The sequence below is a fragment of the Eubacterium sp. An3 genome (assembly GCF_002159465.1).
Lineage (GTDB): Bacteria > Bacillota > Clostridia > Lachnospirales > Lachnospiraceae > Anaerobutyricum > Anaerobutyricum stercoris.
Map to the genome: position 1 here is coordinate 17,570 of NZ_NFIR01000034.1, position 12,034 is coordinate 29,603.

At 55.7% G+C, this 12,034-nt stretch carries 14 protein-coding genes and 1 pseudogene; 2 read left to right on the plus strand and 13 right to left on the minus strand.

What is annotated here, in order from left to right; translation table 11 throughout:
• Nucleotides 1-15 precede the first annotated feature (15 nt).
• The 6 genes from B5F87_RS17660 to B5F87_RS17685 form a co-directional block, all read right to left on the minus strand.
• Nucleotides 16-1,752 (minus strand): CHAP domain-containing protein, encoded by a 1,737-nt coding sequence (locus tag B5F87_RS17660; protein WP_087283414.1) that lies wholly within the window; start codon nucleotides 1,750-1,752, stop codon nucleotides 16-18.
• Nucleotides 1,745-2,113, minus strand: coding sequence for a DUF3851 family protein (locus B5F87_RS17665; RefSeq protein WP_002578787.1), 369 nt, complete (start codon nucleotides 2,111-2,113; stop codon nucleotides 1,745-1,747). The genes B5F87_RS17660 and B5F87_RS17665 overlap by 8 nt, the downstream gene beginning before the upstream one ends.
• Before the next feature lie 2 nt (nucleotides 2,114-2,115).
• The gene (locus tag B5F87_RS17670) at nucleotides 2,116-4,497 is read right to left on the minus strand and encodes an ATP-binding protein (RefSeq protein ID WP_002578788.1); all 2,382 of its coding nucleotides are present in this window, start codon (nucleotides 4,495-4,497) and stop codon (nucleotides 2,116-2,118) included.
• A 10-nt stretch (nucleotides 4,498-4,507) separates the two neighbouring features.
• Nucleotides 4,508-4,930: a PrgI family protein gene (locus B5F87_RS17675; protein ID WP_002578789.1), complete on the minus strand. Its 423-nt coding sequence runs from the start codon at nucleotides 4,928-4,930 to the stop codon at nucleotides 4,508-4,510.
• A gap of 20 nt (nucleotides 4,931-4,950) precedes the next feature.
• A complete protein-coding gene (locus tag B5F87_RS17680; RefSeq protein ID WP_002578790.1) occupies nucleotides 4,951-5,820 on the minus strand; it encodes a CD0415/CD1112 family protein in 870 nt (289 codons plus the stop codon).
• Between the two features lie 83 nt (nucleotides 5,821-5,903).
• Nucleotides 5,904-6,122 carry a Maff2 family protein gene (locus B5F87_RS17685; RefSeq protein WP_002588903.1) on the minus strand — a complete coding sequence of 73 codons (219 nt, stop codon included), beginning with the start codon at nucleotides 6,120-6,122 and terminating at the stop codon, nucleotides 5,904-5,906.
• Nucleotides 6,123-6,593: 471 nt separating this feature from the next.
• On the opposite strand from B5F87_RS17685, the gene B5F87_RS17690 reads away from it, so the two are divergent.
• Nucleotides 6,594-7,802 carry an IS110-like element ISEnfa110 family transposase gene (locus B5F87_RS17690; RefSeq protein ID WP_002382856.1) on the plus strand — a complete coding sequence of 403 codons (1,209 nt, stop codon included), beginning with the start codon at nucleotides 6,594-6,596 and terminating at the stop codon, nucleotides 7,800-7,802.
• A 146-nt stretch (nucleotides 7,803-7,948) separates the two neighbouring features.
• Here B5F87_RS17690 and B5F87_RS17695 read toward each other — a convergent pair.
• The 7 genes and pseudogenes from B5F87_RS17695 to B5F87_RS21265 form a co-directional block, all read right to left on the minus strand.
• Nucleotides 7,949-8,773 (minus strand): annotated as a pseudogene (locus B5F87_RS17695) (TraG/TraD/VirD4 family protein); the annotation flags it as partial.
• 86 nt (nucleotides 8,774-8,859) lie between these two features.
• The gene (locus B5F87_RS17700) at nucleotides 8,860-9,225 is read right to left on the minus strand and encodes a hypothetical protein (RefSeq protein ID WP_087162345.1); all 366 of its coding nucleotides are present in this window, start codon (nucleotides 9,223-9,225) and stop codon (nucleotides 8,860-8,862) included.
• A gap of 77 nt (nucleotides 9,226-9,302) precedes the next feature.
• The gene (locus B5F87_RS17705) at nucleotides 9,303-9,494 is read right to left on the minus strand and encodes a transposon-encoded TnpW family protein (RefSeq protein ID WP_044911006.1); all 192 of its coding nucleotides are present in this window, start codon (nucleotides 9,492-9,494) and stop codon (nucleotides 9,303-9,305) included.
• 43 nt (nucleotides 9,495-9,537) lie between these two features.
• Entirely contained in the window at nucleotides 9,538-10,401 is an 864-nt protein-coding gene (locus B5F87_RS17710) for an ATP-binding protein (RefSeq protein WP_087283416.1), read from the minus strand.
• Nucleotides 10,398-11,132, minus strand: a complete 735-nt coding sequence (locus B5F87_RS17715) for a phage replisome organizer N-terminal domain-containing protein (protein ID WP_087283418.1) — start codon at nucleotides 11,130-11,132, stop codon at nucleotides 10,398-10,400. The genes B5F87_RS17710 and B5F87_RS17715 overlap by 4 nt, the downstream gene beginning before the upstream one ends.
• A 112-nt stretch (nucleotides 11,133-11,244) precedes the next feature.
• Complete coding sequence (locus B5F87_RS17720) at nucleotides 11,245-11,643, minus strand: cysteine-rich VLP domain-containing protein (protein ID WP_087283420.1); 399 nt, start codon at nucleotides 11,641-11,643, stop codon at nucleotides 11,245-11,247.
• A complete protein-coding gene (locus B5F87_RS21265; RefSeq protein ID WP_204246095.1) occupies nucleotides 11,624-11,800 on the minus strand; it encodes a hypothetical protein in 177 nt (58 codons plus the stop codon). The genes B5F87_RS17720 and B5F87_RS21265 overlap by 20 nt, the downstream gene beginning before the upstream one ends.
• A 106-nt stretch (nucleotides 11,801-11,906) precedes the next feature.
• Between B5F87_RS21265 and B5F87_RS17725 the strand changes: the two genes are divergently transcribed.
• Nucleotides 11,907-12,034 (plus strand): type II toxin-antitoxin system RelB/DinJ family antitoxin (locus B5F87_RS17725; RefSeq protein WP_143405279.1); only part of this gene is annotated, 128 nt, incomplete at its 3' end.

Here is a 12,034-nt window from a genome sequence, read left to right on the forward strand (position 1 = left end):
TCTCATAAATCGGCCTTACCAGTTCATCAGGCCGTAGCCCTTGATGCACTCGTAGGACAGGGAATAACTCTTGATCTTGCAGGCGTCGCCAGAATTGCCCTCCACGGTGTAGACCCGGCTGCCGTCTGTGCCGACCACAAGGCCCACATGGTCGGCGCTGCCATCCAGGTCCCAGTCAAAGAAGATGGCGTCGCCGGGGGCGATATTGGCGTAATCACGCCCGCCCCATTGTCCGTGAGACTGGAACCACGGAATACCCTGGGACTGGCAGGCGGCAAAGCGCGGCTCGGACAGCCCCATCTGGCCGTAGCACCAGGACACGAAGCAGGCGCACCATTCCACACGGGAATTGAAGCCGTACCAGCTCCAGTAGGGCTGACCGCCCACATTGCCCACCTGACTTTTGGCTATGTCCACCACGGCCTGATTGCCGGGGCGGGTGCCGTTGACGAATACCACGCCGGTCAGGTCCTCGGAGTTGCTCGTATCCGGGGAGCCGCCGCCGAAGATCAGCGGCTTGTTGCCCAGCGTCTGCCGGTACACCTGGTACATTTCCAGCTGTTCCGGGGTTAGCAGCTCCGAAGCCACGGAAGATATGGGCTTGCTGGTGAGCTTCACATTCAGAATGTAATACTCATACGGGACTTCCTCGGTGGTCGTCTCGCCGGTCACGGGGTCCGTGGAAGTTTCGGTGCGGTATCGTATCTCCACTTCCTCGGTAAGCGTCAGTTCATACTGTGCGTCGAACACGCGCTCCAGCTCGGCCTGGGCGCTCTGCCGGGTATAGCCTTGCAGCACGGCGGACAGGTAGGCTGCCAGCTCATGGGGGTCATGCCCGATCATATCCAGGTCATAGCGGTACTCGTCATACCCCGGATGGCTGCTTTCGATGTTGTCGATCTCGGCTTGCAGCGCCGTTTCTTTGGCAGCGTAGTCGGCCTCCACCGCCACCAGCTCAGGATCATCCGACGGGTAGGTGGTGCCGGACACCACGGAACCGATACTCTGCGCCATCATGGAGCAGGAGGACATGGTGTTGAGCAGCATACAGACCAGCAGGAAGATCGCACCCGCAATCAAAAAGCCCTTTTTGTGGCGCATGACAAACGCGCCCGCTTGCTGGGCTTTCTCCTTGACCGCCTTGGCCGCCATGCCGGTGGCCTCCGCAGTCTTGGCGGTGTTCCCGACAGCTTGACCGGCGCGCTTGGCGGCAGCGTATTCCTTTTTGATGGCCTGTTTCTGCTGCCAGCGGGAGATGGGGTTGCTGGCAAGCTGGGGATTTTCCCGCAGGGACTTCTGATACAAGGCGTTCACATTGGCCTTCTCCAGCTTCTGCTCGGCCTGGGCCGCCTTGCGGTAGGGCTTCAACTTGTGGCTGCGGTAGCCTTCCCGTGCAAGCCTAACGCCGGTCTCGGCAGCCTCCTCGGACTTGTGGGCGCTCTCCACGCCCACATTGTCCTGTTCGGTCTCCCGGATTTCCTTGTGGAGCTTCCCCAGAGCGGCATTGGCGGGGGTATCCCGCACCGCATGGGACAATTTGGAGGGCGGCTTCTTCTTGTCCTCCAGCACCAGCTTGGTGGTCACTTTGCCGGTCTCCGGGTCCACCGTCTTTTGCCGGATCTGTTTTTTCGGGATTTTGGCCTGCGCCTTGTCTGCTTTGGCGGCGGCCTTGTCCGCCTTACGGATGGGCTTCTCCAGAGCCGGGTCAGCCCGTTCCTCGTCCGTAAAGCGCAGGCGCGGTTCCTTATTCAAACCATTCCCCCAACATGAGGGAGGCCGTCATGTAGCGCAGCTCCACATAGACGGCCAGCCCCACAGGGTCACGGGAGGGGTGCTGAAGCAGATGGGCGTAGATCTGCGCCACCACATTGGCCAGCAGCTCGGACTGCCCGCCCTCGAAGATGACGATGGCCGGGACGCCGTTCATGGCGCACCAGATTTCCGTCAGGCGCAGCAGGCCCGCTTCGCCGTCCTCGTTCAGCTCCGCAGCCTGATCCGCCGCCGTGCGGGTCTCGCTGACGGCATCGGCCAGCTCGGTGAGCAGCTGGGTGCGCTCACCCTCCAGGGCATCGTCAAAAAACATCATGGTATTCAGTTCGGTGTTGGGTTTCATGGTCATTCATCCTCCTTTTTCAGTTCCTGGGGTTTGGTGGTCATAATGCGGTACAGCTCGGTGTTCTTGGGGAAATGGTCCACGAAAGGCAGGATCGTGGAGCCATAGAACAGCAGGCCCTCGCCCTCGCTGGAGTGGGTCACATAGGAAAGCTGGTGAGGGGAAATGCCCAGCTGCTTGGCGAGAATCTGCCGGTCCCCGCCCGCCTGGTTGAGCATATACACGAAGTCGGAGTTCTCAAAGATGTTCTCCACCTCGCGGGAAGAAAGCAAGTCTTTGACATTCTGCGTGATGCCGGTGGGGATGCCGCCCCATTTTCTGAACCGCTTCCAAATCTCCACCGTGTAGGCGGCGGTCTGTTCCTCTTTCAGCAGCAGGTGCATCTCGTCGATGTAGTAACGGGTGGATTTGTGGGCAGCACGGTTGATGGTAACGCGGTTCCACACTTGGTCCTGGACCACCAGCATACCGATCTTTTTCAGCTGCTTGCCCAGCTCCTTGATGTCGTAGCAGACGATACGGTTGTTGATGTCCACATTGCTCTGATGGTTAAACACATTGAGGGAGCCGGTCACATAGATTTCCAGCGCCGTGGCGATGTACTGCGCCTCTTTCTCGTCCTGCGCCCGCAGCAGGTTGTAGAGGTCCTCCAGGATGGGCATATTCTCCGGGCGGGGGTCATTGAGATAGTCCTGATACACCAGCCGCACACAGCGGTCAATGATGGTTTTCTGAACCGGCTGCAAGCCCTCTTTGCCGCCTACGATCAGCTCGCACAGAGACAGGATGAAGTCGGACTTGAGAGACAGCGGACTTTCATCGTCCGAGTAGTCCAGGTTCAAATCCATAGGGTTAATGTAATTGCTGCTGGTGGGCGAAATCTTGATGACCTGCCCATGCAGGCGCTCCACCAAGGGCGCGTACTCGGCCTCCGGGTCGCAGATAATGATGTCATCATTGGTGAGCAGGAAACAGTTGGCGATCTCGCGCTTGGCGCTGAAGGACTTGCCGGAACCAGGGGTGCCGAGAATCAGTCCATTGGGGTTTTTCAGCAGCTTGCGGTCCACCATGATGAGGTTGTTGGACAGGGCGTTGATACCGTAGTACAGCGCCTCTTTGCCGTTCTGGAAAAGCTCCTGGGTGGTGAACGGAACAAAGATAGCCGTGGAACTGGTGGTCAGCCCCCGCTGAATCTCGATCTGATTGAGGCCCAAGGGCAGCGCAGACATCAGCCCTTCTTCCTGCTGGAAGTCAAGCCTTGTCAGCTGGCAGTTGTACTTCTGTGCGATGGAACTGGCCTGGAACACATTGTTGCCCAGCTGCCGGGGATTGTCCGCCGTGTTCAGCACCAGGAAGGTCACAAGGAACATTCGCTCGTTTCGGCTCTGCAAATCCTGCAAGAGCTTCTTGGCCTCGGCACCGTAGGTGGCAAGGTCGGAGGGAATGATGTCCATGTCATATCCGGCGCGGACGGCTTTTTTCTGTTCCTCAATTTTGGATTTATCCAGGTCGGTGATTTTCCGCTTGACCGTCTTGATGGCCTTGATCTGATCTACGGACTGGATATGCAGGCTGACGATCAGAGAGCTTTCCATATCCAGAAAATCCGCCAGCATCCGGTCATTCAGCTCCGGGGCGAGGATCTGCAAAAAAGAAACAGCCCCGTATTTTTTACCCATACGGAACTGTTTGCCGGTGCGGAACTCGAAGCCGGACGGCGCGATGAAATCCTTGGTGGACAGACCGGACGGAGCCAGCCAGTCCCATTCAAAGCGGAACGGCACCTGTTCATCCATGTGGAAAATGCCGTGAAGCTGTGCCAGCCGCGCCTTGCCGTCCAGGGTCTCGGCGGCCACGCCCAGGCGTTTGAAGTTGTTGAGAATGTCGGTCTCAATGCGCTCCAGACGGGGCTTGGCGGCCTTGAGGCTGTCGGCGTCGATGCCGAAAGTCAGGTACTTGGTCTTGATAAGACCGTTGTTGCCTCTTGCCAGCTGGTTTTGCAGCATGGTGGTGTACTCCACCCGGATGCTGTCAAAATCATCCCCCTGGAGAGGAATGTTGATGGCGCGGGCAAAGGTCTCCTCAGAGGCTGCCAGGTTCAAAAAGGACAGCTGGAACTGAATGGAGCTGTCGAAGTAGTTGAGGAAATCGCACCAGCCCTCGAAGATCGCTGTCTTGTCCTCGTTCTGCGAGAGCTGATAGTTGATGTCCTGGAATTGGATGGTCTTTGTGTAGCGGCTGCCTGCCACACGGCAGATGCCGTCCGGCCACATCCGTTCATAGGGGATACTGTCCTGAGCCGATTTTTTCTTTTTGTCTGTGCGATTGGCACGGGCAATGGCAGCCTCGATCTGCTTTCTGTCGGCGCGGGACAGCTTTTTCATCTTTTTCTGATTAACCGGCTGCGCGGTCTTTTCGTCTTTTCCGAACAGCCGGTGCAGCCAGCTTTTGATTACCGTGAACAATGTCATACACCTCCTTGTCGAGTTTTTCCTGCCGTTCCAAAACGGCATAGAAGTTGTTGGTCTGATACGGGCGCTCCTTGGGCCGGATGACGGCCACCTTGATGATATTGCCCACGATCTTTTCCAGGGGCTGACCGTGTTTTTCATACATCGCCAGCATGAAGAAGGGCAGCATGACCAGCATCATACACATGGCAGCCACGCTGTTTCCCACAGGCCCCCGGAGCAGGAAGAAAAGCGGTACGCCGATCAGCGCACCGCCGCCGAAGCAGACAAGCTGCCTCTTGGTTAAGTTGAACGCGACCTTGGTTTTGACTTTCGTAAGATCCTTGGGTACGGGTACATAAGCCAAAGGGATTACCTCCTTCCTGGTTAATGTGCATTGAAAACGGATTTTGCGAGGCTGCCGGTCTTAAAGAGCGTAAAGCACAACAGGACCGTATAGCCCACGCAGCTCCAGATGGCCATAATGATGTCGGATTCGGTGGCAATACTCTGCACCAGCACGGCGTAGATCGCCACACAGACGATGATGAGAAATGCCTGGAAGCCCAGGGCGATCAACGAGCGCAGATAGTTCTGGCCCATACCGCCCCATTCCTTGCCCATCATGGTGGCCATAGGGATGGGAGCCACCGAGGTCACAAGGTAAATCTCAATCATACGGCCATAAATCACGATAAAGATACAAATGTAAAGCGCCCACATGGTAATGCCGATAAAGAGCGACTGGAACCACAGGCCGAACAGCGGCCCCAGGTCCATATCCATCAGCCGGGACTCCATATCGGTCATGACAGAGGAGATGTCGATGGAAGCGTCGGAACCGATGATGCCCGCCGCCTGCGCCACCACACTTTGAGCTGCGTCAAACACGCCCATCACGATGTTCCAGGTGTTTGAGACGATGAGGATGGCAGCGGCAGATTTGAACACCCATTTGAAGATCATCCAGGTGTCCACATCATGCAGGTTGTTCTTGTCGGTAATCATCTGAATCAGCTCCAGCGTCATCACGATAGCCAGGATCACGCCAGCAATCGGCACCATGATGGAGTTGGAGAGATTTTGGATCATGCTGAAAATACTCCCGTTCCAGCCCTGAGGGGTCTGGCCCACCTGTGTCGCAATGTCTGCGACCTGCTGGTTCACGCTATCGAACATCCCCGATAAGTTGCTCATAATGCCGCCTACCAACATTTCCTTGAGCCAGTCAGTAAGGGCATCGAGTAAGAAATCCATACGGTGTCAACCTCCTTTCAGCCGCCCCCGCTTGGGGGCAGGGGCGGCAAGGATTTCTTATGACAGCTTAACGACGGGAGCGATCAGACGGTGAACAGGCTGGAGAGCAGGGGTACGAGGACCATGCCGACCACGGCGACGCCAGCGCCAGCCATGAGCTGCTTCATGCCCTGGGACTTCGCACCGGGGTTGTCGTTGCCGTAACCTTCCAGCAGGTTGATGACACCCCAGATGCCGAGACCAGCGCCCAGAGCGATAACGAGGGTCTGAAGAACGGTGATAGCCTGATTGAAAAATGCCATAAATTATAGTTAGCCGGAATCATTTGAAAAGTTTGATTTAGTCATTCATAGGCATACAAAAGCCGGAACAATCGGCACCCGGTTTCCGGGGCCTGATTCCGGCTGTCCTCCTTTTTTCATTATTTTTTGGTGATTGTCCGCTTTGTACGCCGATGGCCCCATCCGGGGCGGTTGAGGCGGGTAGATAAGATCACTCCTATTACAATAAATTTGGACAGGAAAGCCGGACAGCCAGTCCGGCTTTCCCTCCATCTCGTGCCTAAGCTACAATGAGAGGAGCAACTGGCTGACCAATCACTCCTTGGGCTTGTATGTCCGTGTGAAAGACTGTTAGCCATCCTCTCGTTGCAGCGTTCGATTTAAGCAGGTTGAACCACCGGATGTCGGAGAGTTCGTGTCACACAATAGATTGAATCGGCAGCGAGAAAAGATGGATTCCGGTTGCAGATTCTTTGTATTGGAGGAATGTGAATGAACTGCGTTGGCATCGATGTTTCCAAGGGTAAGAGCATGATTGCAGTCATGCGGCCCTTCGGAGAGGTAGTGGTTTCACCCTTTGAAGTACGTCACACCGCCAATGAACTGAGCGAGCTGGCAGGACTGCTCAAAAGCCTGGACGGCGAGACCCGTGTGGTGATGGAATCCACGGGTAATTACCATGCTCCGGTGGCCTGGCTGCTCCACGACGCGGGCCTTTATGTCTCGGTAGTCAATGCAATGCTGGTGCATGACTACGGAAACAACAGTTTAAGACGGGCCAAAACCGACAAAAAGGATGCCGTAAAGCTGGCCAACTACGGTCTTGACCACTGGCTCACATTGCCGAGATATATCCCGGAGGAGGATACCCGACTCATGCTGAAAATCTGCTACCGGCAGTACCAACAGTATTCCAAAGTTCAGACCATGCTGAAGAATAACCTGATCTCCCTGCTGGACACCACCTTCCCAGACGCAAATCGCTTGTTTACCAGTCCGCCCCGCGCCGATGGCAGCGAGAAGTGGGTGGACTTTGTCGCTACTTTTTGGCATTGCGAGTGCGTTTGTGGCCGGTCTGAGAAGGCCTTTACTACCCAATACCAGAAGTGGTGCAGAAAGCACGGCTACAATTTCAGCGAGGATAAGGCGCTGGATATTTATGCCTCTGCTTGCAGACACTTCGGTGTCATACCGAAAACGGATACGGCAAAACTTTTGGTAGAACAGGCCATTTCTCAACTCCAGACAACTTCTTCCGCGTTAGCTGCTCTCAAACAGGAGATGCAATCCCTGGCAGCTTCTCTGCCGGAGTATCCTGTAGTGATGGGGATGTTTGGTGTTGGCCCAACCCTCGGCCCTCAACTCCTGGCTGAAATTGGCGATGTACGCCGTTTTCATTCCAAAAAAGCGTTGGTTGCCTTTGCGGGTATTGACGCCCCGCCCTACCAATCCGGTCAAATAGATGTCCGTAGCCGTAGCATTTCCAAGCGAGGATCTGCCTCACTGCGCAGGACGCTCTTTCTGGTGATGAGCGTCATCCTGCAATGTGCTCCAATAGACGAGCCGGTGTACCAGTTCATGGACAAGAAACGCTCTGAAGGCAAGCCATATCGTGTCTACATGATGGCCTCTGCCAACAAGTTCCTGCGCATCTACTACGCTTCTGTGAAAGCCTACTTGGAATCCCTGGAGCACGACTGATTTTTACACTCTATACCATCTGGCTGGCCGCCGTTTTAATTTTGAGATGCTCAGCGGCTTGATTTTGTATTGCATTTTTTCGCCTCCCTAAAAATCTGAAATTTCTACTTGACTTTTATTAGCAGGTCTTTCACAGCGGAACAGATTTACACGCCCTCTGCGTCTACTTCATACACATCGTAGACCTCGTTGGGCTTGAGCTTGAGCCGGGTGGACAGGAACGCCTCGATGTCAAAGGCGTTCTTGGGGTCCGCGTCGGCGGTGTACGGGTAATTGGGGTGCTTGGTGATGTCGTACTTGTCCGAGAGGAAAGGCCGCACACCGCGCAGCTGGAGGATACACTTGCCGCCGTCCATGACGGCCAGTTCATCCTGGCTCATAAGCTCTTTGCCGAGCTTTTGGTAGTTAAGAGAATGGGATGTCTCGCGGCCCCGGCTCTCGCCGGTGTTGTAGGTGTCGATGGTCTCCTTGCCCAGCACGGCGGCCAGCTCCTTGAGGGTTGTCGGCTCTTTGCCGCCCAGGAAGATGGAGGTATCCATGTTGCCGATGATGGTATCGGCGTTGTCCTTGTAGATAGCTTTGAGCTGGGACTGTGCTTGCAGCACCAGGCAGGCGGAAATCTCACGGCTTCGGATGGTGGCAACCAGCTTTTCCAGCCGAGGGATCTGTCCAATATTGGCGGCCTCGTCAATGAGGCACCGCACATGGACCGGCAGCCGCCCGCCGTACACATCGTCCGCTTTTTCGCAGAGCAGATTGAACAGCTGGGTGTAGCACATGGAGATCAGGAAGTTAAAGCTATCGTCCGTGTCGCTCATAATCAAGAACAAGGCGGTTTTCCGGTCTCCCAGGGTATCCAGCTCCAGCTCGTCGTAGGCCGTGACCTCCCGCAGCTCCGCGATGTCGAACACGGCAAGGCGCGCACCGCAGGAAATCAGGATGGATTTTGCGGTTTTGCCCGAAACGAGTTGTCAAGGACTTTTTAATCAAATTCACAAAAAAGCTACAAAAAAGTGCCAGAAGCACTTTCATGCTCCTGACACTCAGGCGGGTGGGGTTACTTTTCCCCGGCAAGGATTTTTTCGCAAACTGTCTGGTATTCCGGCAACCGCTCAAGAAAGGGTTGCCAGCGCCGCTTTATCTCGGCCAATTCCAGAGGGTCGGCGGTCTGTTCAGTGTGGTCGTTGCCGGTCATCTGCAACACATCCATCGACACTTCGGAAAACAGTATCCGGGCAAGCTGCTCGGCGGTATAGATGATTACATTCTCCGCAATATACCGCTTCTCCGCGCCGATTTTCAGAAGCAGATAGCCCAGCTTGTCAGACCAGAACCATTCCAGATACGGGCTTTCCCGGATGTAGTCGGCAAACACCGCGTAAACCCTCTCAATCTCTTTCTTTTCCGTTTCTTCGTACAGCATTTTCATGTCCTCCTTGGCTAAAGTTTTGGTGTGTACCATCATCAGTTTAACACAAGGCGGCTGGCTTTATCAGCCGGTCACATCTGCTGTATCTCGTTTTTGAGCATACGCTTGATTTTGTCGCTCATGGTTTCAGTGCTGGTCTGGCTGAAATGGACGCGCACCTTGTAGGTGGTCTTGCCGATTTTCTTTACCAGCGCGGGGGCGTCCTCCGGCGCTCTGGTAGTGGTGGTGTCTGCGGTCTGCATGGTACGGGTTTCTTCGCTCATGGCGCTCCTTTCTCCGGGCGGGGCTGTGCCGTCCGGCACAAAATTACTCATGCTTACGGTTTACAATGTCTTTCGCCGCCTGCTTGGTGGCCCCGGCGTTTTCCTCCCGGAAGTTTTTCCCGGCAAAGAGGATCGGGGCGCACCGTTCCAGAATACGGTCATAGATACGAGCGTGGGCCAGGTCAGGCGGGTTTTTGAGTTCGGCCAGCTTCAGGTTGGTGGTGATGATCATGGGCCTGCGGCTGCGGTAGCGGCTGTCAATGACGAAAAACATCTGCTCCATCGCATACTCGGTGCTGCGTTCCACACCCAAATCGTCAATGATAAGCAGCTCGTACTCGTCAAAGCTGGCGATAAAGTCGGCCCTGTCCTCGGAAAACATCCCTGTCAGGCGGTTCAGGATGGTGGGAAAGTTCGTCATCAGCACCGGCACATCTCGGTCAAGCAGGGCGTTGGCGATACAACCGGCGAAAAAGGACTTGCCGGTTCCCACATCTCCAAACAGCAGCAGGCCGGTGTTGTTTTTGTATGCCTCCTTCCAATTTTCTACATAGGCGCGGGCCTTGTCCATCAGGGGATTTTGGCCGTTGTCATTGGCAAAGGTGTAGTCGTACAGATAGCGGTCTTGCAAGCCCTGGGCTTTCCGGCGCTTGATGCGCTCCATGCGGCGCTGCCGTTCCTCGGCGGCCTTGCGCTGTTCCTCGGCCTCCCGCTGGCACTGGCAGATACAGCGGGGCATGAAGTAGCCCGGTTTCCCAAAGCATGGCACAACGGTCTGCCTCTGGCCGCCGCACTTCTTACAGTGAATGAGGCCGTCTGCCGGGTCTATGTACTCGTCCCCGGTCAGCTCCATACCGGCGGCTGCCTTGTCGATCAGCGCCCGGATTTCTGCGGTAATCTCCATCATACGGTTTCATCCTCCTCTACGCTGTAATCACGGTTGCGGGTGGGCGGGGCTGCTTTCTTCGCGTCCTCACTGGCCCAGCGCCGGATGGTAGCGGCATGGCTCTGATACCGCTTGCCGGTAGAAGCCATATACTCGGACAGCTTTTCGATGTACTGGCCCCATACGGTGGGAAAGCTGGCCTGCAAGTCTACCAGTTCCTCGTCTGTCAGGAAAACATTCTGGTAACGGCCATAGGCGCGGGCGGAGCGTCCCTTCTCTATCTCTCTCTTTATCTCTATCTCTTTCTCTAACTCTATCTCTATCTCTGGTGGACGAATGTCGGACAAATGTCCGCCGTTTGTCCGGGGCGTGGAAAGAGCCTTGTTTTGGAGCCTCGCCGCCCGCTTTCGCTCGGCCTCGGTGGAGGACTGGCCGATCAGCAGTTCGATATTGCTCATGTAAAAAGTGCCGCTGTCCAGCACTTCCACAAGGCCCAGCTTCAGGAAGATTTGCAAGGCCTTCTCCACAGTGCCAATCTGCTGGCGGGTGATGGTGGCGATCATCTGCGCCGTGTAGGGGATATTCTCGTCAAGCTGGAGCCTCCCGCCGTGTTTCAGGGATTTCAGATACAGCTTGAGCAGAATGTTGGAGTACAGCACACCGTCCTGCATACTTTCCAGCAGCACGATGGAGTCATCGTCAAAATAGTTCTCTTTGAGTTTCAGGTAGTAATATTTTCGATTGTCTGACATAGGTTCCTCCTTGGGGTTATTTCAGGGGGCTATACGCCTTTAGAGGGCCGTTTTGGGGGCCGGAGGATAAATCTATCAGGCCCCCAGCGACACCCTCGAAAAAAGCCTTGATTTACAAGGGCTTTTCAGCTCCTAAATGCGTAGAAAGGTAATATCTTTTCCGCTGTCGTTCTGCCTCTTTGCGGCGGCGTACCTGAACAGCACATTCCGGGCAGTATTTGGCCCGGTTGGAGCCGGGGGTGAACAGCGCCCCGCAGACGGCGCACCGCTTGGCGTCCAGGCGGTGGAACAGGGCCGTTTCCAGTTCCCTGTCCAGCGGCAGCACCGCCGCCCGGAACCACCGGCACAACAGGGAGTAGGAAATGGACTGGACACAGACGCATTCCTCCCCATCGTCCAGCGCGATACAGTTGCCGCCGTCGTAGTTGCAGCACTCATGTACCAGCCGCCGCGCTCTGCGGTACTGGCAGTAGTCCATGACGGGGACGGGTTCAGGCTTGCTTTTCTTCATGCTGGCACTTCCCACACCCGCCGCAGTTGCAGCAGCCCTGGCAGGCACGGGCCTCCGGCTCCGGGCCGGTGGGCGCGTCAGCCGGTTCCGGCTGCAACAGGGCAAGGGGCAGGCGGATATTCAGGTGGATAGTAACGGGCAAAATAATCTGTTTCATACAGCGACCTCCTTCAATGAATTTACTGTTAAATATTCGTGCAAAGTATTGTTTTCTTCGTGCAAATGGCATATACTAAAAGTACCAGCAGAAAGGGGTTGATACTATGGCTGGGAATACCACAAACATCAGTATCCGCATGGACGCGGATTTGAAGGCACAGGCCGACGCCCTGTTTGCGGAACTCGGCATGAATTTATCCACGGCGTTCAACATCTTCGTGCGCCAGTCGCT

Coding starts and splice junctions, on each gene's coding strand:
- B5F87_RS17665 (WP_002578787.1), bottom strand. CDS start 2,113: ATGAAACCCAACACCGAACTGAATACCATGATGTTTTTTGACGATGCC.
- B5F87_RS17670 (WP_002578788.1), bottom strand. CDS start 4,497: ATGAAAAAGCTGTCCCGCGCCGACAGAAAGCAGATCGAGGCTGCCATT.
- B5F87_RS17680 (WP_002578790.1), bottom strand. CDS start 5,820: ATGGATTTCTTACTCGATGCCCTTACTGACTGGCTCAAGGAAATGTTG.
- B5F87_RS17685 (WP_002588903.1), bottom strand. CDS start 6,122: ATGGCATTTTTCAATCAGGCTATCACCGTTCTTCAGACCCTCGTTATC.
- B5F87_RS17690 (WP_002382856.1), top strand. CDS start 6,594: ATGAACTGCGTTGGCATCGATGTTTCCAAGGGTAAGAGCATGATTGCA.
- B5F87_RS17700 (WP_087162345.1), bottom strand. CDS start 9,225: ATGCTGTACGAAGAAACGGAAAAGAAAGAGATTGAGAGGGTTTACGCG.
- B5F87_RS17705 (WP_044911006.1), bottom strand. CDS start 9,494: ATGAGCGAAGAAACCCGTACCATGCAGACCGCAGACACCACCACTACC.
- B5F87_RS17710 (WP_087283416.1), bottom strand. CDS start 10,401: ATGATGGAGATTACCGCAGAAATCCGGGCGCTGATCGACAAGGCAGCC.
- B5F87_RS17715 (WP_087283418.1), bottom strand. CDS start 11,132: ATGTCAGACAATCGAAAATATTACTACCTGAAACTCAAAGAGAACTAT.
- B5F87_RS17720 (WP_087283420.1), bottom strand. CDS start 11,643: ATGAAGAAAAGCAAGCCTGAACCCGTCCCCGTCATGGACTACTGCCAG.
- B5F87_RS21265 (WP_204246095.1), bottom strand. CDS start 11,800: ATGAAACAGATTATTTTGCCCGTTACTATCCACCTGAATATCCGCCTG.